The sequence below is a fragment of the Kitasatospora sp. NPDC048239 genome, assembly GCF_043202015.1.
Classification (GTDB): domain Bacteria; phylum Actinomycetota; class Actinomycetes; order Streptomycetales; family Streptomycetaceae; genus Kitasatospora.
Genome location: NZ_JBICZP010000004.1, coordinates 181,011 through 203,749, shown reverse-complemented (window position 1 = coordinate 203,749; position 22,739 = coordinate 181,011). Strand labels below are relative to the sequence as shown.

Annotated in this window: 20 protein-coding genes; 11 read left to right on the top strand and 9 right to left on the bottom strand. The window is 73.7% G+C overall.

The features are described 5' to 3' along the window. The first annotated feature begins 2 nt into the window (after positions 1 to 2). Positions 3 to 623, top strand: a complete 621-nt coding sequence (locus ACGFZP_RS12210; protein ID WP_392931334.1) for a LysE family translocator — start codon at positions 3 to 5, stop codon at positions 621 to 623. Positions 624 to 635: 12 nt separating this feature from the next. Here ACGFZP_RS12210 and ACGFZP_RS12205 read toward each other — a convergent pair whose 3' ends face one another. Then, the gene (locus ACGFZP_RS12205) at positions 636 to 929 is read right to left on the bottom strand and encodes a hypothetical protein (protein ID WP_392931332.1); all 294 of its coding nucleotides are present in this window, start codon (positions 927 to 929) and stop codon (positions 636 to 638) included. A gap of 168 nt (positions 930 to 1,097) precedes the next feature. Here ACGFZP_RS12205 and ACGFZP_RS12200 point away from each other — a divergent pair, with 168 nt between their 5' ends. After that, on the top strand, positions 1,098 to 1,391 hold the full coding sequence (locus ACGFZP_RS12200) for a hypothetical protein (protein WP_387945951.1): 294 nt from the start codon (positions 1,098 to 1,100) through the stop codon (positions 1,389 to 1,391). Positions 1,392 to 1,415: 24 nt separating this feature from the next. On the opposite strand, the gene ACGFZP_RS12195 is transcribed toward ACGFZP_RS12200, so the two are convergent. The 5 genes from ACGFZP_RS12195 to ACGFZP_RS12175 form a co-directional block, all read right to left on the bottom strand. Continuing rightward, positions 1,416 to 2,606: an XdhC family protein gene (locus tag ACGFZP_RS12195; RefSeq protein WP_392931330.1), complete on the bottom strand. Its 1,191-nt coding sequence runs from the start codon at positions 2,604 to 2,606 to the stop codon at positions 1,416 to 1,418. 87 nt (positions 2,607 to 2,693) lie between these two features. Then, positions 2,694 to 4,184, bottom strand: coding sequence for an NCS2 family permease (locus tag ACGFZP_RS12190; RefSeq protein WP_392931328.1), 1,491 nt, complete (start codon positions 4,182 to 4,184; stop codon positions 2,694 to 2,696). Between the two features lie 316 nt (positions 4,185 to 4,500). Beyond that, positions 4,501 to 6,873, bottom strand: coding sequence for a xanthine dehydrogenase subunit D (pucD, locus tag ACGFZP_RS12185; RefSeq protein ID WP_392931327.1), 2,373 nt, complete (start codon positions 6,871 to 6,873; stop codon positions 4,501 to 4,503). Continuing rightward, positions 6,870 to 7,358 (bottom strand): (2Fe-2S)-binding protein, encoded by a 489-nt coding sequence (locus ACGFZP_RS12180; RefSeq protein WP_392931325.1) that lies wholly within the window; start codon positions 7,356 to 7,358, stop codon positions 6,870 to 6,872. Before ACGFZP_RS12180 ends, pucD begins: the two co-directional genes overlap by 4 nt. After that, positions 7,355 to 8,242: an FAD binding domain-containing protein gene (locus ACGFZP_RS12175; RefSeq protein WP_392931324.1), complete on the bottom strand. Its 888-nt coding sequence runs from the start codon at positions 8,240 to 8,242 to the stop codon at positions 7,355 to 7,357. The genes ACGFZP_RS12180 and ACGFZP_RS12175 overlap by 4 nt, the downstream gene beginning before the upstream one ends. Positions 8,243 to 8,668: 426 nt before the next feature. Here ACGFZP_RS12175 and ACGFZP_RS12170 point away from each other — a divergent pair, with 426 nt between their 5' ends. Continuing rightward, positions 8,669 to 10,261 carry a PucR family transcriptional regulator gene (locus ACGFZP_RS12170; RefSeq protein WP_392931323.1) on the top strand — a complete coding sequence of 531 codons (1,593 nt, stop codon included), beginning with the start codon at positions 8,669 to 8,671 and terminating at the stop codon, positions 10,259 to 10,261. A gap of 98 nt (positions 10,262 to 10,359) precedes the next feature. Here the strand turns inward: ACGFZP_RS12170 and ACGFZP_RS12165 are convergent, their stop codons facing one another. Beyond that, the gene (locus tag ACGFZP_RS12165) at positions 10,360 to 11,463 is read right to left on the bottom strand and encodes an alpha/beta hydrolase (protein ID WP_392931321.1); all 1,104 of its coding nucleotides are present in this window, start codon (positions 11,461 to 11,463) and stop codon (positions 10,360 to 10,362) included. A 366-nt stretch (positions 11,464 to 11,829) separates the two neighbouring features. On the opposite strand from ACGFZP_RS12165, the gene ACGFZP_RS12160 reads away from it, so the two are divergent. From ACGFZP_RS12160 to ACGFZP_RS12130, 7 genes are all read left to right on the top strand, one after another. Continuing rightward, positions 11,830 to 12,849: a sugar ABC transporter substrate-binding protein gene (locus ACGFZP_RS12160; RefSeq protein ID WP_392931319.1), complete on the top strand. Its 1,020-nt coding sequence runs from the start codon at positions 11,830 to 11,832 to the stop codon at positions 12,847 to 12,849. After that, the gene (locus ACGFZP_RS12155; RefSeq protein ID WP_392931317.1) at positions 12,846 to 13,874 is read left to right on the top strand and encodes an ABC transporter permease; all 1,029 of its coding nucleotides are present in this window, start codon (positions 12,846 to 12,848) and stop codon (positions 13,872 to 13,874) included. The genes ACGFZP_RS12160 and ACGFZP_RS12155 overlap by 4 nt, the downstream gene beginning before the upstream one ends. Further along, complete coding sequence (locus ACGFZP_RS12150) at positions 13,871 to 14,734, top strand: ATP-binding cassette domain-containing protein (RefSeq protein ID WP_392931316.1); 864 nt, start codon at positions 13,871 to 13,873, stop codon at positions 14,732 to 14,734. The genes ACGFZP_RS12155 and ACGFZP_RS12150 overlap by 4 nt, the downstream gene beginning before the upstream one ends. A gap of 41 nt (positions 14,735 to 14,775) precedes the next feature. Further along, positions 14,776 to 15,837 carry an ROK family glucokinase gene (locus ACGFZP_RS12145; protein ID WP_392932226.1) on the top strand — a complete coding sequence of 354 codons (1,062 nt, stop codon included), beginning with the start codon at positions 14,776 to 14,778 and terminating at the stop codon, positions 15,835 to 15,837. Positions 15,838 to 15,974: 137 nt separating this feature from the next. Beyond that, positions 15,975 to 17,762, top strand: coding sequence for a gamma-glutamyltransferase (gene ggt, locus ACGFZP_RS12140; protein ID WP_392931314.1), 1,788 nt, complete (start codon positions 15,975 to 15,977; stop codon positions 17,760 to 17,762). A 113-nt stretch (positions 17,763 to 17,875) separates the two neighbouring features. Further along, complete coding sequence (locus tag ACGFZP_RS12135) at positions 17,876 to 18,679, top strand: exodeoxyribonuclease III (RefSeq protein ID WP_392931312.1); 804 nt, start codon at positions 17,876 to 17,878, stop codon at positions 18,677 to 18,679. Between the two features lie 157 nt (positions 18,680 to 18,836). Continuing rightward, the gene (locus ACGFZP_RS12130; protein ID WP_392931310.1) at positions 18,837 to 19,442 is read left to right on the top strand and encodes a hypothetical protein; all 606 of its coding nucleotides are present in this window, start codon (positions 18,837 to 18,839) and stop codon (positions 19,440 to 19,442) included. Positions 19,443 to 19,531: 89 nt separating this feature from the next. Here the strand turns inward: ACGFZP_RS12130 and ACGFZP_RS12125 are convergent, their stop codons facing one another. Beyond that, entirely contained in the window at positions 19,532 to 20,329 is a 798-nt protein-coding gene (locus tag ACGFZP_RS12125) for a lysoplasmalogenase (protein WP_392931308.1), read from the bottom strand. Between the two features lie 227 nt (positions 20,330 to 20,556). On the opposite strand from ACGFZP_RS12125, the gene ACGFZP_RS12120 reads away from it, so the two are divergent. Next, complete coding sequence (locus ACGFZP_RS12120) at positions 20,557 to 22,275, top strand: DUF2398 family protein (protein ID WP_392931306.1); 1,719 nt, start codon at positions 20,557 to 20,559, stop codon at positions 22,273 to 22,275. Positions 22,276 to 22,450: 175 nt separating this feature from the next. Here ACGFZP_RS12120 and ACGFZP_RS12115 read toward each other — a convergent pair whose 3' ends face one another. After that, positions 22,451 to 22,630: a hypothetical protein gene (locus ACGFZP_RS12115; RefSeq protein ID WP_392931304.1), complete on the bottom strand. Its 180-nt coding sequence runs from the start codon at positions 22,628 to 22,630 to the stop codon at positions 22,451 to 22,453. Positions 22,631 to 22,739 lie beyond the last annotated feature (109 nt).

Sequence of the window (22,739 nt, the reverse complement as noted above, 5' to 3'; positions counted from 1 at the left end):
CCATGGAGATCTCGACGGCCCTGTGGTCCTTCGCACTCGTCGTGGGGCTGCTCACCCTCACTCCCGGCCTCGACACCGCCCTGGTCCTGCGCACGGCGGCCCTCGGCCGCCGTCGCCAGGCCTGGGGCGTGGTGCTCGGCATCCAGACCGGCACGCTGATCTGGGGCACCCTCACCTCGGCCGGGGTGACCGCCCTGCTGACGGCCTCCCAGCTCGCGTACGAGGTGCTGCGCTGGGCCGGGGCCGCCTACCTGGTCTGGATGGGCGTCGGCATGCTGCGCGCCCGGGGCGGTGCGGCGGCGCCCGAGGAGGGGCCGGTCGGCGGGGGCCTGCGGTACGGCTGGCGGCGCGGCACGCTGACCAACCTGCTGAACCCCAAGGTCGGCGTCTTCTACGTGGCGGTGCTGCCGCAGTTCATCCCGGCGGCGGCCCCGCACTTCGCCGCCGGCGTCGCGCTGACCTGCGTCCACGTCGTGGAGGGGCTGCTCTGGTCGGCCGTCCTGGTCGGCTTCGCCCGGGTGCTGCGCGGGTGGCTGCGGCGGCCGGCCGCGCGGCGCGTGCTGGACCGGGTGACCGGCGTGGTGGTGGTCGGCTTCGGCCTGCGGCTCGCGGCCTCGCAGTAGGGCCCCGGCGGCTCAGCGCCCGAGGCGTCCGAGGCCCTCGCGCAGTTGGGCGGGGTCCATGCAGAGGTGCACGTCGACGTCGGCGTTGAACTCCAGCCAGAACGGTTCGCAGATGCCGGGCAGCGCGGCCTCGTCCGGCACGTCGACGACGATGATCTGGCTGCGCCGGCCGTTGCGGGAGAAGAAGTAGGCGGCCTCGGGCTTGAGGTCGTCCATGAGGCGGTCGAAGATCCCGGCGACCGCGCCGTCGGCGATCAGCCGGTTGGTGGTCGCGGTGTCGAGGGTGATTTCCAGCAGGGCGCGCATGGCGGTGCTCCCTTCCCCGGACCGGGGCGTCAGGGCGGATCCCTGATCTCCAGCGTGCCGCCGCCGTCCGGGGCCCGCAACGTCACCCGGGTGGGGGCGCCGGGATGGCCGTCCGGGCGGGGGCGGGGCTGCATGGGAGGCGACAGCCCACCAGGCAGGAGCAGCCCCATGGCGATCATCGCGGCGTTCGAGTTCCCCGGCGTCGGCCAGGCGCAGTACGAGGAGGCCGTGGACCGGCTGACCGGCGGTACCGGGCTGCACTCGCCGTCGGACTGGCCGGTGCGCGGGCTGGTCCTGCACGCGGCGGGCCCGTCGCCGGACGGCGGCTGGCACGTCACCGACGTGTGGGAGTCCCGCGAGGCCTTCGAGCACTTCGCGGCGGTGCTGATGCCGATCCTCCAGGAGGTCGGCATCCCGACCACGCCGGCGCTGCTGTGCGAGGCCTACAACGTGGTGCGCTGAAGCCCGGCGCCGACGGGCAGGGGCTCACGCCGCGTGCGGCCGCGGCTTTCCGGCGGCGCCGGCCGGCTCCTGGGCGCGCGCCAGGTCGTGGTGGATCGGCCCGTCGCCGGCGCTCAGCGGCAGGCAGCTGCCGCCCCGGCGGTGGGCGATGATCTCGGCGGCGACGGAGACGGCGGTCTCCTCGGGGGTGCGGGCGCCGAGGTCCAGGCCGATCGGCGAGCGCAGCCGGGCGATCTCGGCCTCGGTCAGGCCGGCCTCGCGCAGCTTGGCGTCGCGGTCCCGGTGGGTGCGGCGCGAGCCCATCGCGCCGACGTACCCGAGGGGCAGCCGCAGGGCGCGCTCCAGCAGCGGGATGTCGAACTTGGCGTCGTGGGTGAGGACGCAGAGCACCGTCCGGCCGTCGATCCGGTCGAGCTGGGAGTCGAGGTAGCGGTGCGGCCAGTCGACGACGACCTGGTCGGCCTCGGGGAAGCGCCGCTCGGTGGCGAAGACCGGGCGGGCGTCGCACACCGTGACGTGGTAGCCGAGGAACCGGCCGATCCGCACCACGGCGGCGGCGAAGTCGATCGCGCCGAAGACGATCATCCGGGGCGCGGGCACGTAGGACTCGACGAAGAAGGTGACGGTGCCCTGGTCGGCGTCGTCGCAGGGCCGCCCGTCCAGGCCGAGGACGAGCCTCCCGGTGCGGCCGGCGTCCAGCATGGCCCGGGCCTCGGCGACGACGGCGCGCTCCAGGGCGGCCACCGTCGAGGGCGCGGGGGAGAGGGCGCCGTGGTGGGTGTCGGCGGTGACGCAGACGGTGGCCCCGACCAGGGCCGACGGCCCGGCGATGGCCCGGGCGAGCGCCACGGGGGTGCCGGAGGCGATGTAGGTGATGCCCGCGTCGAGCGCGGCGTCGGCGCCGGGGGTGATCGGCTGGACGAAGACGTCCAGGATGCCGCCGCAGGTCAGGCCGACCGCGAAGGCGTCCTCGTCGCTGTAGCCGAACCGTTCCAGCACCGGCTCGCCGGAGGCGATCGCCGCCTGGCACAGCTCGTACACGGCCCCCTCGACGCAGCCGCCGGAGACACTCCCGATCGCCTCGCCCCCGGCGTCGACGGCGAGCGCGGCCCCCGGGTCGCGCGGCGCGCTGCCGGAGACCCCGACCACCGTGGCCACGGCGAAGGAGCGCCCGGACGCGTGCCAGGCCTGCAGCTGCTCGGCGATGTCCTGCATGTCGGGGAGCTCCTCACGGATCGCGGATGGTGAGCGGAAGGGGGGTGCCGCCGTACGGGAAACGATTCCCGTACGGCGGCGGTGCTGCTAGTGGGCGCCCAGCCAGGACTTGACCGGGGTGAGGGCGAAGTAGACCACGAAGACCGCGGTCAGGATCCACATCAGCACGCCGGGCTCGCGCCACTTGCCGGTGCCGGCCTTGATGGTCACGTAGGAGATGACGCCGGCGGCGACACCCGCGGTGATGTTGTAGGTGAAGGGCATCAGGACGCAGGTGAGGAAGGCCGGGATGGCTATCTCGCGGTCCGACCAGTCGATGTGGCGGGCCTGGCTCATCATCATCGAGCCGATGACGACGAGGGCGGCGGAGGCGACCTCGACCGGGACGATGCCGGCGAGCGGCGAGAAGAACAGCATCAGGGCGAAGAGTGCGCCGGTGACGGTGGAGGCGAGGCCGGTCCGGGCGCCGTCCCCGACGCCGGTGGCGGACTCCACGAAGACGGTCTGCCCGGAGGCGCCGGCCAGGCCGCCGACCGCGCCGCCGGCACCGTCGATGAACAGCGCCTTGGAGAGGCCGGGCATCCGGCCCTGCTTGTCGGCGAGACCCGCCTCGGTGCCGACGCCGATGATGGTGGCCATCGCGTCGAAGAAGCCGGCCAGGACGAGGGTGAAGACCGCGACGGAGGCGCTGATGGCGCCCATGCCCTGGCTGCCGAAGGCGCCGAACAGGTCGACCTTGCCGAAGAGGCCGAAGTCGGGGGCGGCGACCGGGCTGCCGGGCCACTCCGGGATCGAGCTGGCCCAGGTGTGCTCGGGCAGGTCGACCACGGCGTTGACGACGAAGGCCAGCGCGGTGCCGCCGGCGATGCCGATGAGGATGGCACCGCGGACCTTGCGGGCGAGCAGGACGAAGATCGCCAGGAGGGTGACCGCGAAGATCAGGACGGGCCAGCCGACCAGCTCACCCTTGGGGCCGAGCGACACGGGCGGCCCGTACGGGTCCGGGCCGTGGTGCACGAAGCCGGCCTTGACCAGGCCGATCAGGGCGACGAAGAGGCCGATGCCGATGGTGATGGCGTGCTTGAGCGGCAGTGGGATGCCGTCCATGATCTTCTGCCGGAGGCCGGAGACGACAAGGAGCACGATCAGCAGGCCGTAGACGATGCACAGGCCCATGGCCTGCGGCCAGGTGGTGTTCGGCACGACGATCGCGGAGACCGCGCCGGAGACCGAGAGACCGGCGGCCAGCGCCAGCGGGACGTTGCCGATCACACCCATGAGGATGGTGGTGACGGCCGCGGCCAGCGCGGTGGCGGTGGTCAGCTGGGAGTGGTCGAGCTTGAATCCGGTCTTGTCGGCGCCGCCGAGCAGGATCGGGTTGAGCAGGACGATGTAGGCCATCGCCATGAAGGTGGTGAGGCCGCCGCGAAGCTCGTTCGCGAGGGTCGATCCCCGGGCGGAGACCTTGAAGTACGCGTCCAGCGCGTTCCTCGGGGAGCTGGCCGGGGGCGACATGGGGGTGTCGTCCTCGGCGGGTCTGTCTTCAGTGGTGCCGGGCTCCGTGGGAATCCGGGTCATGTCCACTCCCAAGTGTCAAAGGGGGTTGGGGTGGGCGAGCCGACCTGACAGCCAGTCAACGAAGTTGGCACAGGGGGACTACTCGACTCACTGGGCGCACTCTGTGGCGGTGCCTGCGGTGCGTAGGTGGTGCGCACCGCTGCAGAACCCCGGCGTGGGAGAGGCAGCGGGATGGAGCGTTCGCTTCGTGTCAGTTGGTGCATGGGTGGTGCTCTTCACTGCGTTGGTGGTGCCGGTGGTGCGGGTGGTGCTGCCCCGGGGCGGCGGTGCCCGGCAGGGGGGTTCACCGCCCCGGGGAGGTTCACGGGTCCGGGGCCTACAGGGCGCCGGGCGTCTCGGTGGTCAGGTGCTCGGGCCGGACGGGGATCCGGTTGAGCGCCAGGCCGGTCGCGTTGCGGATGGCGGCCACGATGGACGGCGTCGCGGAGACGGTCGGGGCCTCGCCGACACCGCGCAGCCCGTACGGGGCGTGCGGGTCGGGCAGTTCCAGGATGTCCACCGGGATCGGCGGGGTGTCCAGGATGGTGGGGATCAGGTAGTCGGTGAAGGACGCGTTGCGCACCTTCCCGTCCTTGACGATGATCTCCTCCATCACGGCCAGGCCGAGCGCCTGGGTGCAGCCGCCCTGGATCTGGCCGACCACCGAGAGCGGGTTGAGCGCCTTGCCGACGTCCTGGGCGGCGGTCAGCTCGACCACCTTGACCAGGCCCAGCTCGACGTCCACGTCGACCACCGCGCGGTTGGCGCAGAAGGTGTACTGGACGTGGCCGAAGCCCTGCCCGGTCTCCTTGTCGAACGGGACGGTCGGGCGGTGGTGGTGCTCACGGGTGAGGTCGATCGCGTCGTCGCCCAGCAGGTCGACGATGGAGATCAGCGAACCCGCCGACTCCGAGACCACCTTGCCGCCGGCCAGCGTCAGATCGGTCTGGGTCCAGCCGTAGCGCCGGCGGCCCTTGTCGATCACGGCCTGCTTGACCGCCTCGGCGGCGAGCTTCACCGCACCGCCGGTCATGTAGGTCTGGCGCGAGGCGGAGGTGGAGCCGGCCGAGCCGACCTCGGTGTTGGCCGGGTGGATGGTGACCTGCTCCACGCCCAGCTCGGTGCGGACGATCTGGGCGTGCACGGTGATGCCGCCCTGGCCGACCTCGGCCATCGCGGTGTGCACCATGGCGACCGGCTCGCCGCCGATGACCTCGATGCGCACCCGCGCGGTGGAGTAGTCGTCGAAGCCCTCGGAGAAGCCGACGTTCTTGATGCCGACCGAGTAGCCGACGCCGCGCACGATGCCCTCGCCGTGCGAGGTGTTGGACAGCGCGCCCGGGATCTGGCGGACGTCCAGGTTCGCCAGGTCCAGCGGCGGCGGCAGCGGCATGTCCTTGACCCGCCGTAGCAGCTCGGCGACCGGGGCCGGCGAGTCGATCTGCTGGCCGGTCGGCAGGTGGTCGCCCTCGGCCATGGCGTTCAGCTGACGCAGCTCGACCGGGTCCATGCCCAGCGCGGCGGCCAGCTTGTCCATCTGCGTCTCGTAGCCGAACGCGGCCTGGACGGCGCCGAATCCGCGCATCGCCCCGCAGGACGGGTTGTTGCTGTAGAGCGCGATGGCGTGCATCTTCACGTTCGGGATCACGTACGGGCCGTGTCCGAGCGAGGCCGCGTTGCCGACGACGGCGGGCGAGGCGGAGGCGTAGGCGCCGCCGTCCAGCACGATCCGGCAGTCGGCGAAGACCAGCTTGCCGTCGCGGGTGGCGCCGTGCTCGTAGTGCATCCGGGCCGGGTGGCGGTGCACATGGCCGAAGAAGGACTCGTCACGGGCGTAGACGATCTTGACCGGCTTGCCGGTGTGCTGCGCCAGCAGGCAGGCGTGGATCTGCATCGACAGGTCCTCGCGGCCGCCGAAGGCACCGCCGACGCCGGCCAGGGTGAGGCGGACCTTCTCCTCCGGCAGGGCCAGCACGGGCGCCATCTGCTGGCGGTCCACGTGCAGCCACTGGGTGGCGATGTACAGGTCGATGCCGCCGTCCTCGGCGGGCACGGCCAGGCCGGACTCCGGGCCGAGGAAGGCCTGGTCCTGCATGCCGACCTCGTAGTCGCCGCTGACGACGACGTCCGCCAGCGCGCGGACCTCGTCCGTCACGCCCAGGCCGGAGACCAGCTTCTGCTCGTGGCAGATGTTGTCGTAGCCGTGCGACTTGTACTCGTGCGGCTCGTGCACGTAGCCGTACGTCTGCGGGTCGAGGCACTGCTCCTCGGTGGTGATCGGGGTGAGCACCTCGTACTCGACCTTGATCTTCTTCACCGCGCGGCGGGCCGTCTCCGGGTGGTCGGCCGCGACCAGCGCGATCGCCTCACCGTGGTAGCGGACCTTGTCGATCGCCAGGGCCGGCTGGTCCTGGATCTCCAGGCCGTAGAACTTCGAGCCCGGGATGTCGTCGTGGGTGAGGACCGCGTACACGCCGGGGACCTTCAGGGCCTCGGAGATGTCCACCGAGAGGATGTTGGCGCGGGGGTGCGGCGAGCGCAGCGCCATACCCCAGAGCATGTCCTCGTGCCACATGTCGGACGAGTAGGCGAACTCGCCCTTGACCTTCAGGTTGCCGTCCGGGCGCAGCGGCGAGCCGCCGATGCCGTCCTTGCTGACCTGGTTGATGTTCTGCAGGTTCTTCTGCCCCTGGATGGTGCGAGTGCTCATGCTCCAAGCCCCTTACCAGCGCACTTGCGGGCGGAAGCCAGCCGCACCGCGTCCATGATCTTCTCGTAGCCCGTGCAGCGGCACAGGTTGCCGGAGAGCGCCTCGCGGATGTCGTTGTCGCTCGGCTGGGCGTCCTGCTCCAGCAGCGCGTCGGTCTGCACCAGCAGGCCGGGGGTGCAGAAGCCGCACTGCACGGCGCCGGCGTCGATGAAGGCCTGCTGGACGAGGCCCAGCTCGCCGCCCTCGTCGGCCAGGCCCTCGACGGTGCGCACGTCCCGGTCCTGCACCTGGCCGGCCGCGACCAGACAGGAACAGACCGGGGTGCCGTCCAGGTAGACCGTGCAGGAGCCGCACTCGCCCTGCTCGCAGGCGTTCTTCGAACCCGGCAGGCCGACCCGCTCGCGCAGCACGTACAGGAGGCTCTCGCCCTCCCAGACGTCGTCCGCCTCGACGGGCTTTCCGTTGGCGGTGAAAGTGACCCTCATGCCGCGCTCCTGATCTGCTTGCTGTAGTCGTTCCACGTCCAGGTGAGCGTGCGGCGGGCCATCACGGCCAGCGAGTGCCGGCGGTAGTCGGCCGTGCCGCGGACGTCGTCGATCGGGGAGGCGGCGGCCTTCACCAGTTCGCCGAACTTCTGGATCACCTCGGCGCCCAGCAGCTCGCCGGACTCCCACAGACCGCGCTCGGCGAGCACGCCCTGCAGGTACTCCTCGGCCTCCACGGCGCGGCGCGGCGTGGGGGCGGCCGAGCCGATGCCGGTGCCGACGGTGCCGTTCTTCGGGTGAAGGGCGAAACCGAAGGCGCAGACCGCGATCACCATGGCGTTGCGGGTGCCGATCTTGGAGAACTGCTGGGGGCCGTCCGCGACCGGGATGTGCACCGCGCGGATCAGCTCGTCCTGCTCGAGCGAGTTGCGCTTGACGCCGACGTAGAACTCGTCGATCGGGATCATCCGGGTGCCGCGCACGGATGCGGCCTCCACGAAGACGTCCCGGCCGGCCGCCAGCAGCGCGGGGTGCGCGTCGCCGGCGGGCGAGGCGCCACCGAGGTTGCCGCCCACGCCGCCGCGGTTGCGGATCTGCGGGGAGCCGACCGTGTGGGACGCCAGCGCGAGGCCCGGCAGCGGACCGGACAGCTCGTTGATGATCCTGGTGTACGGGACGGAGGCACCGAGCCGGACGACGTCGCCGTCGTTCGACCATTCGGTGAGCTCGGTAATGCGGTTCAGGTCGAGAATCGCGGATGGCCGGTGCACGTCGAAGTTCATCTCGACCATGACGTCCGTACCGCCCGAGATGGGCAGCGCGGTCGGGTACTCAGCCTTCACCGCGAGTGCCTCGTCCCAGCTAGCGGGCCGAAGGAACTCCATGCGGGTGTCTCCTCAAGTCGTCGCCTGCCGGGCGGGTGGGCACAGTGCCCGGAACCCGGTGTTCGGACCTCGCAAACCGCTTCGTTGCCTTGGCGTCGGATCCTGGTCACCGGTCTGTGTCCGGCGGCGTGTTTGCCAGTGAACCGCTGTGACGGGGCCCACTGGCAGTCACCGATGGCATGAAGCCCCGGCTGTGGTCCCGCCCGCCATCCTGTACGTTCCTCTAAGGACGACAATCTCGCAGCCCAGCTGTGGACCGGGCGCCACCTACGACCGTAATCCGGCTGTGATTCCCAAGCTACGGGCCCGTGATCCGGGTGCCGGTCGGTACGTAACACCGAGGACGGATGTTCGGGCACACTGTGACCCCCCGGACCGCGTGCTCGGGCACCCCCACCCTCACCCCAGCCCGTTAGGAGTCCGCGGATGCGTGTCCGTGACCTGCTCGCCCCCGGCGCCCCGAGACTGCGCCTGCTCGCGGCCGAGGACGAGCTGGACCGGCAGGTCAGCGGCGTCATGACCACCGACCTGCACGACCCGGGGCGCTACCTGCACGGCGGCGAGCTGGTGCTCACCGGCATGCTCTGGCGCACCGCGCCGGCCGACTCCGAGCGCTTCGTGCGCACCATCGTGGCCGGCGGCGCCGTCGCCCTCGCGGCCGGCGAGGCCGAGGTCGGGCCCGTCCCCGAGGACCTGGTCGAGGCGTGTCGGCGCCACCGGATGCCCCTGTTGGCCGTACCCGACGACATCGCCTTCGGCACGGTCACCGAGTTCATCGGACGCCAGGTCTCCGCCGACCGCGCCGCGGACCTGGCCGCCCTGGTCGACCGCCACCGGCTGCTGGTCTCCGCGGCCGGCGGCGGCGGCCTGGACGCCGTCCTCGACCTGCTCGGCGGCGACCTCGACCTCGACTGCTGGGTGCTCACCCCGACCGGCGCGGTGATCGCCGGCCCCGCCGACCGGCTCTCCGCCGAGGACCGCGACCAGCTCGTCCGCGCCCACCTCGGCGCCCAGCGCCAGCGCCGCCGCCCCCCGCACCGGGCCAGGCTGGCCACCGGCTCGTACTCGCTGCTGCCCGCCCCCGCGCTGGCCGACACCGAGGCGCCGCTCGCCGACTGGGTGCTCGCGGTGGCCGGCGACGTCACCGAGTGGACCGGCAAGCGCCAGCAGCTCGCCGAGAACCTGGCCCGGCTGGTCGCCGCCGAGCGCCACCGCCGCGACGAGGGCCGCCGGCTGCGCCGCCGCCTTGCCGACGAGGTGCTGACCCTGCTTCAGCGCGACGCCGACCCGGCCGAGATCAGCCGCACCCTCTACGCCTCCAGTGCGATGGCCGCCCGCTACGAGAGCCCCGAGCCCAAGCCGCAGACCCCGGACGGCTCCTGGCTGGTGCTCAGCGCCGAGGGGACGGGCCTACCCGAGGGAGTGGTGCGCTCAATCCTGGAGGAAGCTCTCAACGGGACCACCGACCGCGCCCTGGTGGCCGGGGCCGGCACCGGCGCCGTGGTGGTGATGCCCGCCTTCGACAGCTCGGTGCCCGCCGACACCCTGCGCGAGCTGCTCGCGCCGCTGGAGGCCGGCCTCGGCTCGGAGGGCCGGATCACCCTCGGCGTCTCCGCCCCCGCCTCCGAGGCGGGCGGCCTGCGCGGCGCCCTGGAGGAGGCCCGGCACGCCCGCCGGATCGCCGCCGCCCGGGTCGGCCGGGTCTGCGTGGCCGGTCCGGAGGAGCTGGCCTCGCACGTGCTGCTGCTGGCGGCCGTCCCCGACGAGGTCCGCCGGGCCTTCCGCAGCCGGCTGCTGGACAAGGTGATCGCCTACGACATCGAGCACCAGGCGGACCTGGTCCGCACGCTGGAGGCGTTCCTGCGCTCGGACGGATCCTGGACCCGCTGCGCCGCCCAGCTGCACGTCCACGTCAACACGCTGCGGTACCGGATCGGCCGTATCGAGGAACTGACGGGCCGGGACCTCTCCCGGCTGGAGGACCGGGTGGACTTCTACCTGGCGCTCGAACTGGCCTGAGCCGGAGCCTGCTCCCCGTCCCCCCCTCCGCACACGACAGGGCCCGCCGCGCAGCCGCGCGGCGGGCCCTGTCGCCGTGCTCCGTCCGGCTTGCCCCGTTACGGCTGGGCCGGGATGACCGAGGTGAGCCACTCGAAGACGCCCGGCACCATGTTCTTCCAGACGTCGCTGGAGTGCGGCCCGGTGGTCTCCTGGACCTGGACGGTGGTCGGGGCCTTGGCGACCGCCGCGATGGCCTGGCCGTCCTCGTAGCCGTCGCCCTTGTTGCCGCTGATGTACAGGGCGACCTTCGGCGGCTGGGCGGCGGTCTTCACGATGTTGACCGGGTTGTTGGCCTCGCGCAGCTTCGCGTCCTTGCCGACCAGCGAGTCCTTCTCGGTCGCCGGGTCGTTGTAGCCGGAGAGGCTGACGCCGGCCCGGTAGCGGTTGGGGTGGGCCAGGGACAGCTTGGTGGCGCAGTGGGCGCCGGCCGAGTAGCCGGCGACCCCCCAGCGGTCCGGGGACGGGTCGGCACGGAAGTTGTCCAGCACCATCTGCGGGACGTCCCGGGTCAGCCAGGTGTCGGCGTTGACCTTGCCGGGCACGTCGGTGCAGCCGGCGTCGGTGCTGTTGCCCAGCAGCAGGGTGCGCGGCGAGACCAGGATGAACGGCGCCACCTTGCCCTGCTGCATCAGCGGCTTCAGCTGCTCGGAGACCTTCAGCGTGCCGTACCAGGTGGAGGACGAACCCGGGAAGCCCGGGATCAGCTCGACGACCGGGAACTTGCGGTCCTTGAACGCCGGGTCGTGGTACTGCGGCGGCAGCCAGACCAGCACCTCGCCGTCCACGCCGGACAGCTGGCCCTTGAGCTCGGTCTTCTGGACGTCGTTCGGCACCTTGGGGTCGTCCACGCCCTTGAAGGACTGCAGCGCCTTCGCGGGCGGCTTGGCGTCACCGGCGGGTGCCGGGGTGCCGGCCGCACCGCCCGGCGCCGCGGGCTCCGCCGGCGGGACGGAGGGCACGGCCCGGACGTGGTTACCGGTGCCGAGCAGGTCGTCCCAGCTGCCGTAGATCAGGTTGGCGTTGTTGACCATGACGAAGACCATCACCACGGCGGTGACCTGGCAGAACACGATCATGGCAAGCCTGGACAGGATCCGCACCGGCTCGGGGCCTCGCACCTTGCCCCAGAGCAGCATCGCCACCGCGATGGAGATCGGCACGAGGATCACCGTGCAGACGAAGAATGGCGTACCTACCAGTTGCATCAAGTTCTCGTATCCGGGTTGCAAGCCGCCCCGGGCCCCACTCGCCCGGAACGCACTCCAATGGCATCAGACGGTCTGGAACGGGGGTCGGTTGCCGTCCGAATCTGTGCGGAACCTGAGAGGAACATCACGTTTCCGTGATGATCCCTTTTCGGGTCGGACATAGTCTGCCATCTGGGCGGCCGTCATCCGGACTTCGGCCGGGCGCGATGCCCAGCGAACTCCCAGGATCGCCCCCGCGGGCACGATACCGCCCGGACGGACGGCGGCGGCGGGCGAGGCGGTGCAAGAGCCCGTGGGGCGGGCAGCGAGACTATGGGGATGAGCACAACCCGCTTTCGCCCTTACCGCCGGCTCCGGCCGGCCTGCGCCGCCCTGGTGCTGCTGGCCGCCGTGGCCGGCTGCAGCAGCACCGGCGGCCTCCGCGCCGAGCAGGCCCGCGACAAGGCCGCCGCGGCCGCCGGAGCCGCCGTCACCACCCCCCGCTGGAAGGTCGCCATGGTGACCCACGCGGGTGCCGGCGACGCCTTCTGGGACACCGTGCGCAAGGGCGCCGAGCAGGCAGCGGCCAAGGACAACATCACCTTCCTGTACTCCAACGACGCGCAGACCCAGAACCAGGTCCAGCTCGTCCAGGCGGCCATCGACCAGAAGGTGGACGGCCTGCTGGTCACCCTCGCCAAGGGCGACGCGCTCGGCGACGTGCTCGGCAAGGCCAAGGCCGCCGGCATCCCGGTGATCACCATCAACTCCGGCCAGGAGTACTCCGCCCGGTTCGGCGCGCTCACCCACATCGGCCAGGACGAGACCACCGCCGGCCAGGCGGCCGGCGCCGAGCTCGCCGCGCGCGGGCGCAGGAACGTGCTCTGCGTGATCCACGAGCAGGGCAACGTCGGCCAGGAGCAGCGCTGCTCCGGCGCCCAGTCCAAGGCCGCCGGCTCCTTCCAGGTGCTCTACGTGGACGGCGTCAACATGCCCGACGCCCGCGCCTCGGTCTCCGCCAAGCTCCAGGCCGACCCGGGCATCGACACCGTGCTCACCCTCTCCGGCCCGATGGCCGCCACCGGTCTGCAGGCGATCCAGGACGCCCGCCGCACCGTCGAGCTCGACACCTTCGACCTGGGCACGCAGGTGGTGGCCGGCCTCAAGTCCGGCAGCGTCGGCTTCGCCGTCGACCAGCAGCCCTACCTCCAGGGCTACGAGGGCGTCGACCTGCTCTGGCTCTACCGCTCCAACCTGGACATGCTCGGCGGCGGCAAGCCCGTGCTCACCGGCCCGCAGATCCTCACCAAGGAGAACGCGGACGCGCTCGCCGAGTACGTCGCGAGGGGGACGCGTTGAGCACCGACGTCCTCGCCCAGGACCGCCCGGCGGCCCTGCGGCGGCTCCTCGCCCGCCCCGAACTCGGCGCGCTGATCGCCGCCGTCGCGGTGTTCCTGGTCTTCGCCGCCGTCGCCGAGCCCTTCCTGCGGGTCTCCTCGCTGGGCACCGTGCTGTACGCGGCCTCCACCATCGGGATCATGGCGGTACCGGTCTCGCTGCTGATGATCGGCGGCGAGTTCGACCTCTCGGCCGGCGTGCTGGTCACCACCGCGGCGCTCACCTCGTCCATGGTCAGCTACCAGCTGACCGCGGTGACCTGGGTCGGCGTCCTGGTGTCGCTGCTGGTCACGCTGGCCGTCGGCGGCTTCAACGGCTGGATGCTCGGCCGCACCAGGCTGCCCAGCTTCATCGTCACCCTGGGCACCTTCCTGATGCTCACCGGCGCCAACCTCGGCGTCACCAAGCTGGTCTCCGGCACCGTCTCCACCAAGCCGATCTCCGACATGGAGGGCTTCGCCTCCTGCCGCTGGCTGTTCGCCTCCGAGGTCACCGTCGGCGGGCTGACGATCAAGGCCACCGTCTGGTGGTGGCTCGGCCTGCTGGCGGCCGGCAGCTGGGTGCTGCTGCGCACCCGCTTCGGCAACTGGGTCTTCGCCGTCGGCGGGGACGCGGCCGCGGCCCGGGCGGTCGGCGTGCCGGTGGCCCGGACGAAGACGGTGCTCTACCTCGGGGTCGGCTTCTGCGCCTGGGTGCTCGGCCAGCACCTGCTGTTCTCCTTCGACACCGTGCAGTCCGGCGAGGGCGTCGGCAACGAGCTGATCTACATCGTGGCGGCCGTCATCGGCGGCTGCCTGATCACCGGCGGCTACGGCTCGGTGGTCGGCTCCGCGCTCGGCGCACTGATCTTCGGCATGGTCAGCAAGGGCATCATCTACGCCCAGTGGAACCCCGACTGGTTCAAGTTCTTCCTGGGCGCCATGCTGCTGCTGGCCGCCCTGCTGAACTCCTGGGTCAAGGGCCGGGCCGAGCGGGGGCCGCGATGAACAGGCCGCTGCCGACCGACGGGCCGGTCTCCGGCGGGCACCCGGAGCCGGGTGCCGAACTGCTCTCCCTGGAGGGCGTGGGCAAGACCTACGGCACCGTCCGGGCGCTCCAGGACGTCTCGCTCACCCTGCACGCCGGCGAGATCAGCTGCGTGCTGGGCGACAACGGCGCCGGCAAGTCCACCCTGATCAAGATCATCGCCGGGCTGCACCAGCACGACGAGGGCCGCTACACCGTCGGCGGCGAGGAGGTCCGGCTCGACTCCCCGCGCCAGGCCCTCGACCTCGGCATCGCCACCGTCTACCAGGACCTCGCCGTGGTGCCGCTGATGCCGGTCTGGCGCAACTTCTTCCTCGGCTCCGAACAGGGGTACCGCCGCTGGGGCGGGCTCCGGCTGGACGCCGACGGGATGCGCGCCACCACGCGGGAGGCGCTCGCCCGGATGGGCATCGACCTGCACGACGTGGACCGCCCGATCGGCACCCTCTCCGGCGGCCAGCGCCAGTGCGTGGCGATCGCCCGGGCCGTCCACTTCGGGGCGCGCGTCCTGATCCTCGACGAGCCGACCGCCGCCCTCGGCGTCAAGCAGTCCGGCGTGGTGCTCAAGTACGTCACCGCCGCCCGCGACGCCGGGCTCGGGGTCGTCCTGATCACCCACAACCCGCACCACGCCCACCTGGTCGGCGACCACTTCACCCTGCTGAAGCGGGGGCGGATGGCCGGCAGCCACCCCCGGGCGGAGATCGGCCTCGAACAGCTCACCACCGAGATGGCGGGCGGCTCCGACCTCGCCGAGCTCTCGCACGAACTGGGCCGCCCCGACCCCTCCACCGACCCGAAGGAGCGCCCGCAGCCGTGACCAGCCCGCATGGCACCACCCGGCCGGCCGTCCTGCCCAACCTGCTCGGCCTCGGCCCGCGCGCCGAGCGCCGCCGCCGCGCCCTGCCCGCGGGCATCCTGCGGCTGCCCACCATCGGCGTCGACATCGGCGGCACCAAGGTGGTCGCGGGCGTCGTGGACGGCGAGGGCCGGATCCTGGAGAAGCTGCGCACCGACACCCCGGACAAGAGCAAGAGCGCCAAGGTGGTCGAGGACGTCATCGTCGAGCTGGTGCTCCGGCTCGCCGACCGGCACGACGTCCACGCGGTGGGCATCGGCGCGGCCGGCTGGGTGGACGCGGACCGCTCCAAGGTGCTCTTCGCGCCGCACCTGAACTGGCGCAACGAGCCGCTCCAGCAGGCGCTCAGCGAGCGGCTGCGGTTCCCGGTGATCGTCGAGAACGACGCCAACGCGGCCGCCTGGGCGGAGTGGCGGTTCGGCGCCGGGCGCGGCGAGGACCACATGGTGATGCTCACCCTCGGCACCGGCATCGGCGGGGCCGTCGTCCGCGACGGCTACGTCGACCGGGGCAAGTACGGGCTGGGCGGCGAGTTCGGGCACATGCAGGTGGTGCCCGGCGGGCACCGCTGCCCGTGCGGCAACCGCGGCTGCTGGGAGCAGTACTCCTCGGGCAACGCCCTGGTGCGGGACGCGCGCGAGCTGGTCGCCGAGGAGTCCCCGGTGGTGCAGCCGCTGCTGGCCCGGGCCGGCGGCGCGGTCGAGGGCATCACCGGCCCGCTGGTCACCGAGGCCGCCCAGGCCGGCGACCCGACCGCCACCGAGCTGCTCTACGAGGTCGGCACCTGGCTCGGCGTCGGCATCGCCAACCTGGCGGCCGCGCTCGACCCGGGCCGGTTCGTGATCGGCGGCGGGGTCTCCGAGGCCGGGGACCTCCTCCTCGCCCCCGCCCGCGACACCTTCCGCCGCACCCTCACCGGCCGCGGGTTCCGGCCCGAGGCCGCCATCGTGCACGCGGCCCTCGGCAACGAGGCCGGCCTGGTCGGCGCCGCCGACCTCGCCCGCCAGGTCGCCCGCCGCTTCCGCACCATCAAGCGCCGCCGGGTGGAGCGCAGCGTGCAGTAGGCCTACTCCCGGCCGGCCTCCGGCTCCCGGCGGGCCGGGCGGCGTGTCAACTACCCGTTGGTAGCCGCGAGGCCCTGTTGTCCGGTCCATGCCTCCTGTGAAACAACGGAGTTGACGTCGACTCAGGAGGCCCTCGGATGAGAGCTCTGGCCCGTATCGCCCCGCCGCTGCTGCTCGCCACCGCGCTGGTCTGTTCGGCCGCCGGGCCGGCCGGGGCGGCGGGGCCGCCGCCGAAGACGCCCGAGGCGGTGGGCTGGGGCGGCGCCGTGGCCAGCGTGGACGCCGATGCCACGGCCGCGGGGATCGAGGTGCTGCGCAAGGGCGGCAACGCGGTGGACGCGGCGGTGGCCGTGGCGGCGGCGCTCGGCGTGACGGAGCCGTACTCGGCCGGCATCGGCGGGGGCGGGTACTTCGTCTACTACGACCACGACAGCGGCCGGGTCCACACCATCGACGGCCGGGAGACGGCCTCCCGGACGGCCGACGAGGGGCTGTTCCTGGAGGACGGCAAGCCGCTGCCGTTCGCGGACGCCGTCACCAGCGGGCTCTCGGTCGGGGTGCCCGGCTCCCCGGCGACCTGGGAGACGGCCGTCCAGGCGTGGGGCAAGCGCTCGTTCGCCGACGCGCTGAAGCCCGCCGAGCGGATCGCCGAGCAGGGGTTCACGGTCGACCGGACGTTCCAGGACCAGACCGCGCTCAACCAGGACCGGTTCAAGGACTTCCCCGCCACCCGCAGCCTCTTCCTGCCCGGCGGCAAACTGCCGGAGGTCGGCTCCACCTTCCGCAACCCCGACCTCGCGGCCACCTACAGGCAGCTGGGCCGGGAGGGCACCAGGGCGCTCTACCAGGGCGGCCTCGGCGCCGACATCGTCCGGACCGTCCAGCACCCGCCGGTCGACCCGGCCTCCGGGCGCAACGCCCGCCCGGGCCGGGTGGACGCCGCCGACCTGGCCGCCTACCAGGTCCGCCGCCAGCAGCCCACCCACGTCGCCTACCGCGACTACGACATCTACTCGATCGCCCCCTCCAGCTCCGGCGGCACCACCGTCGGCGAGGCGCTGGGCATCCTGGAGGACGGCGAGCTGTCCGCCCTGGACACCGCGCAGTACTACCACCACTTCCTGGAGGCCTCCCGGATCTCCTTCGCCGACCGCAACCGCTGGGTCGGCGACCCGCGCTTCTCCGACGTCCCCGCCAAGGAGCTGCTCTCCGCGCGCTACGCCGCCGCGCGGGCCTGCCTGATCAGCCCCGACCGCGCGCTCACCAGCCCGCTCGCCCCCGGCGACCCGCGCCACCCGGCCGACTGCGCGAGCTCGGGCGGCGCGGCGCCCGAGCCGTACGAGGGGCTGAGCACCAGCCACCTCACCGTCGCCGACCGGTGGGGCAACATCGTCTCCTACACGCTGACCCTGGAGCAGACCGGCGGCAGCGGCATCACCGTGCCCGGCCGGGGCTTCCTGCTCAACAACGAGCTGACCGACTTCAGCTTCACCCCGCTCGTCCCCGGGGTGCCCGACCCCAACCTGCCGGGGCCCGGCAAGCGCCCGCGCTCCTCGCTCTCGCCGACCATCGTGCTGCGGGACGGCGAGCCCGTCCTCGCGGCCGGCTCGCCCGGCGGCGCGACCATCATCACCACCACCCTGCAGGTGCTGCTCGGCCGGCTCGACCGCGGCCTGAGCCTGGAGCAGGCGATCGCCGCGCCGCGCGCCAGCCAGCGCAACACCGCGGCCACCCAGGCCGAGCCCGGCTTCCTCGCGCTGCCCGAGCGGGCGCGGCTGGAGGCGCTCGGCCACGTCTTCGCCAGTACGCCCGAGATCGGCGCCGCGACCGGAGTCGAGCGGCTGCCGGACGGCCGCTGGGTGGCGGCCGCCGAGCCGGTGCGGCGCGGCGGCGGCGCGGCCGCGGTGGTGCGGCCCGCCCCCTGAGCCGACCGGTCTGTCAGTGCGCGGCGGTAGATTCGGGGTGGGCGCTCCCGGCCTTGCGGGGCCGCCCACCCTCGCCCGTCCCCCTGTCCGCACCACCGGGAAGGCCACCCGCCGTGACCGTCCGCATCGCCACCTGGAACATCAACTCCGTCACCGCGCGGCTGCCCAAACTCCTGGAGTGGCTGGAGAGCGCCAAGCCGGACGTGCTCTGCCTCCAGGAGCTCAAGTGCGCCGGGGGCGCCTTCCCGTACGAGCCGGTGCGCGAGCTGGGCTACGAGACGGCCGCCCACGGCACCGGCCGGTGGAACGGCGTCGCGATCGTCTCCCGGATCGGCCTGGACGACGTGGTGCGCGACCTCCCGGGCCAGCCCGGCTACCTCGCCGACGACGCCCTGCTGCCCGACGTCGAGCCGCGCGCCATCGCCGCCACCTGCGGGCCGGTCCGGGTCTGGTCGGTCTACGTGCCCAACGGCCGCGAGGTCGACCACGCCCACTACCGCTACAAGCTGGAGTGGCTGGAGGCCCTGCGCCAGGCCTCGCTGGAGGACGCCGCGGGGGAGCGGCCGTTCGCCGTCCTCGGCGACTTCAACATCGCGCCCACCGACGAGGACGTCTTCGACCCCGCCGCCTTCGAGGGCCTGACCCACGTCACCCCTGCCGAGCGCGCCGCCCTGGCCGCCCTCGGCGAGGCCGGCCTCCAGGACGTCGTGCCCCGCCCGCTCAAGTACGACCGCCCCTACACCTACTGGGACTACCGCCAGCTGGCCTTCCCCAAGAACCGGGGCATGCGGATCGACCTCACCTACGCCAACAAGCCCTTCGCCGACGCGGTGACGGACAGCTACGTCGACCGCGAGGCCCGCAAGGGCAAGGGCACGTCCGACCACGCGCCGGTCGTGGTCGACCTGGACCTCTGAGCCCGGTCCGGGTCACCCGCCGTAGTCCCCCGAACGGTCCCGAGCGGTGGCCGGGCGGGGGGTGCGTGCCTACTGTCGGTGAGTGACTGGGTGTAGTTGTTCGATCACGAGGACATCGGAGTCCCCGGCTGCGCCCGAGAATCCCGGAGGTTCGGGTATGCGCTCCATGCGTACGGCCGCCGCCGCCCTGATCGGCGCGACGGTGCTGACCGGCCTGACGGCCCCCCTCGCGCTGGCCAAGGACGGCGCCGCCACGGTCAGCCCGTCCCAGGCCGCACCGGGCCAGACCGTGACGGTCACGGTCTCCTGTGAGAAGTCCGACAAGCCCAACGCCAAGACCATCACCGCCAGCTCCGCGGCCTTCGAGGGCGGTCCGGCCACCCTCACCCTCGGCTCGGACGGCAAGCACACCGGCTCCGCCCGGCTGGCGAGCAGGGACGGCGGTGCCAGCAAGGTCGACGGCACCTGCCCCGACGGCGGCGCCTTCTCGACCAGCGTCACCGTGACGACCGTCGCCGCCTCGTCCTCCTCGCCCACCGAGAGCCTCGGCGAGTGGGGCAAGGCGGCCGGGGAGTGGGCCGGTTCGCTCGGCCAGTCCGGTGCGGGCAGTCAGCAGGTCGCCCCGCACGGCGCGGTGAAGACCGGTCTCGGCGGCTCGGTCGCCGCCAACCCGGCCGAGCTGGCCGGCGGCGCGGCGCTGGTCGCGGGCGGTATCGGCGGCTTCTGGCTGCTGCGGCGGCGCGGCGGTGCCGGGTCCGTCTGAGGCGGCTCCGCCCGCTCAACCTGCCCCACCCCGCTTCTCCCGCTTCACCTCCTGCGCCGCCGGGCCGCTGGTCCGGCGGCGCAGGCGTGTCAGGCGGTGGCCGGCCGGGGGCTCCGCCCGGCTCCCGGCCCGGCGTTCGACCCGCGGCCCGGCCCGTGGTCAGGCGCGGCCGGCCGCGCGGCCGCCCCGGTGGCGGACTCCTCCTCGCGCAGGGCCGTCAGGAGGCCGGTGGACAGCAGGTACTGGGCCAGGATGTAGGTGGCCATGATCCAGAACTGATGGCCCGGCAGCTCCCGCCACTTCGCCAGCTTGGTGGCGATCAGGGTGTCGGAGAGCAGGAACAGCGCCCCGCCCAGCCCCGTCCGCCAGCCGAGGCCCGCCGAGGTGACGGCGGTGGAGGTGAGCAGCAGGCTGTAGCCGGCCACCGGGACCTGCAGATCCCCGAGGTCCGGCCAGAGCCGACCGACCATCGCCGCCCAGGCCGTCGCGTACGCCACCGCGACCACGGCCGCCCGCCGCCGGTCGGTGAGCGCGCCGCGCTGGACGAACATCGTCACGTAGCAGACGTGCGCCGCCGCGAAGGAGCCCATGCCCGCCAGGAACGCGGGGTCGTTGCCGAGCTGGAGCAGGACGTCCCCGCCGGCGCTCAGCAGAAGTGCGGGCGCCAGCAGCTTCGGGGTCTCCCGGGCGGCGGTGGCGGCGGCGGTGACGCTGTGTGCGGCCAGCAGCGGCATCAGGGCCGGCTTGGTGGCGTGCCGCAGGACGGGCGAGTCGGTGAGGATCGCGCCCAGGTGGGCCGCCGAGGTGGCGGCGAAGCCGGTGAGCAGCCCGGTGGCGGAGCGCAGGCGCCCGCCCAGGACGGCGCGGGTGGTCGTACGGATGCTCATGCGGCGGTGTCCTCCGGGGGTCGGGTGGGTGGGCGCGGCGGCCGGCGGGCCGGTGCTCGGCACGATAGGCGACCGTACCCGGTGGGGGAAGGGTTTGTTACCGGCGCGTAGCGGCGGGGGCGGGCGGCCTGCCTCCGTACCGGGACGGCCCGGAGGCCGGCCGATCGGCCCCGGGCCCCGGGCACTGCCACCGGCGGCGGCGCCCAGCGTCTAGTCTGGTCCACGACATGGAGCAGCAGGAGTACGCGACCGGCACCACGCGGGTGGCCGGTGGCACGTCGGACGGGCGCGAGGGCGGGGCGCGGCGGGGGACCACCGACGCCGGCATCGCCGTGCGCGGCATCCGTCCTGACGGTCCGCAGGAGGGCGCCCGGCCGGAGCCCGGTCGGCCGTTGGCGGGCGGGCCGGCCGAGCGGCTGTCGCCGGACCCGGGGCTGCTGCGGCTGGCCCACTGGTTCGCCGAGGCCTCCCCGGGCACCGCCGACGACCTGTGCGCCGCCTCCTTCGGCCTCTACCCCGCCCGCCACTTCGGCGTCCTGGCCGAGCCGGGGGCCGACCCGGCCGACGCCGAGGTCAGCTGGTGGCACGGGCCGACCGCGCACGCCCCGGCCGTGCTGCGGCTGCGGGAGGCCCGCCCGGTGCGCGGTGTGCGCCGGGCCCGGCGGGACGCGGACGCCCCGGACGCCGCCCTCCCGGACGCCGCCCCGGGCAGGCCGGGCCGGCACCGCAAGCCCGAGCGCTCCCGGGCCGCCGCCTGCCCGCAGGACCGTTCCGCCGCGGCCGAGCGCCGGATCGCCGCCCGGTTGCTGCTGGCCCATCCGCTGGTCACCGCCGCCGGGCCGCACGCCGACGGGTTCCCGCTGATCCGCCGTCACCGGGACTGGCTGACCGAGCGGTTCGACACCCTGCTCGGCTACCGGCTGGTGGTCGGCCCCTGGCACGCCCGGCTCTGCAAGGCCGGCCTCGGCCCCGGCGGCGCCCGCCGGCTCGAACACCCCGGCACCGGAGTCCCGTTCACCCCCGGCGCCTACGCCCAACTCGCGCTCGCGCTGGCGCTGCTGGTCGACGCCCCCGAGGAGCTGCCGCTCGACCGGCTGTTGGCGGCGATGGTCGCCGCCGCCCCCGGGCTGGCCGCCGACCCGGCCGAGCTGGCCGCCGCCCTCGCGGCCCTGGCCGACTGGCAGGTCCTCACCGAGGCCCCGGCCCAGGCCGACCCGGCGGCCGTCCTGACCGTGGACCGGGAGCTCGCCCGCGCCGTCCCGGCCGGTCCGCCCGCCCTCGCGGACGACGCCGCCGACCTGATCCGCCGGGCCGCCGAGGCCGAGCCCGCGATCGCCGTCCGCCGCCGCCTCGCCGAGACCCCGGCCGCCCTCGGCGCCGACCTCACGGAGGACCAGCGGAGCTGGCTGGACCGCCACCGCCACACCGGGCCGGCCGCCCTCGCCGACTTCCTCGGCCTGGAGGCCGAGCTGCGGGCCGAGGGCGTCGCCCTGCTCGACCCCGCGGACGAGCTCACCGATCTGGCCCTGCCCGGCACCGGCATGCTCGCCCAGGCCACCCTGCTGCTGGTCGAGCGCCTGGTCGAGGAGGTCCGCCCGCTCCCGGGCGAGAGCGCCGGCACGGACGTGTCGATCCCGGACGCGCTGATAGACGGCGTGCTCGGGGACATCGCCGACGAGTACGGCCTCCCGGCCGGCTGGCGCCGCGACTACCTCGCCGACCGGACGGCGCTGCGGCGCGACGCCCTCGACCTGCTGCACCGGATGGGCCTGATCACCCGCGCGCCGCTCGGCACCCGCCCGCCGGGCTGGCTGCTGCGGGCCCCCGCGGCCCGCTACGCCCCGGCCGCGGACCTCCTCCCGGCCCCCGGCACCGGCCGCCACTCCCGCCCCGAGCCGCCGGCCGTCCCCGGCCAGCCGGGCCCGCTCACGCAGCAGCGGGTCTGACGCCCTGAGCCCCCGGCCCGGGCTCCAGGCCCGAGCCCCCGGCCCGGGCGGCGGGGCCGGAGCGCGGCGCTCCGGAACACCGAAAAGCACCGCATCCGGGGCCTGGGCGGCCGGACTGCGGTGCCGGGGACGGGCGAGCGTGCGGGGAGGGAGGGCCGTCGCGGCCCGGGTCAGTTCACCGTCCGGCGGTGGCCGTCGCCACCGTGTCGTGTCGGACGGTCTCCACGGTGGCGCCGACGCCCAGGGTGCCGAGGGCGACGGAGGCGAGCACGGCGGCGACGGCGAGGAAACGGCGGTGGCGCTGGGGGAGCGGGAAGCGCGGATCCTCGAGGGTCGCCGGAGGGTTGGCGTTCATGTCAGAGAGCGTTCCAGGACGGCGTTAACGGTCGCTACGCACGGGTGAAGTCCCGATGGGGCGTGGGCGTCGGATTGTGCGGGCCGGGCCCCGCCCCGGGTGGAGCGGG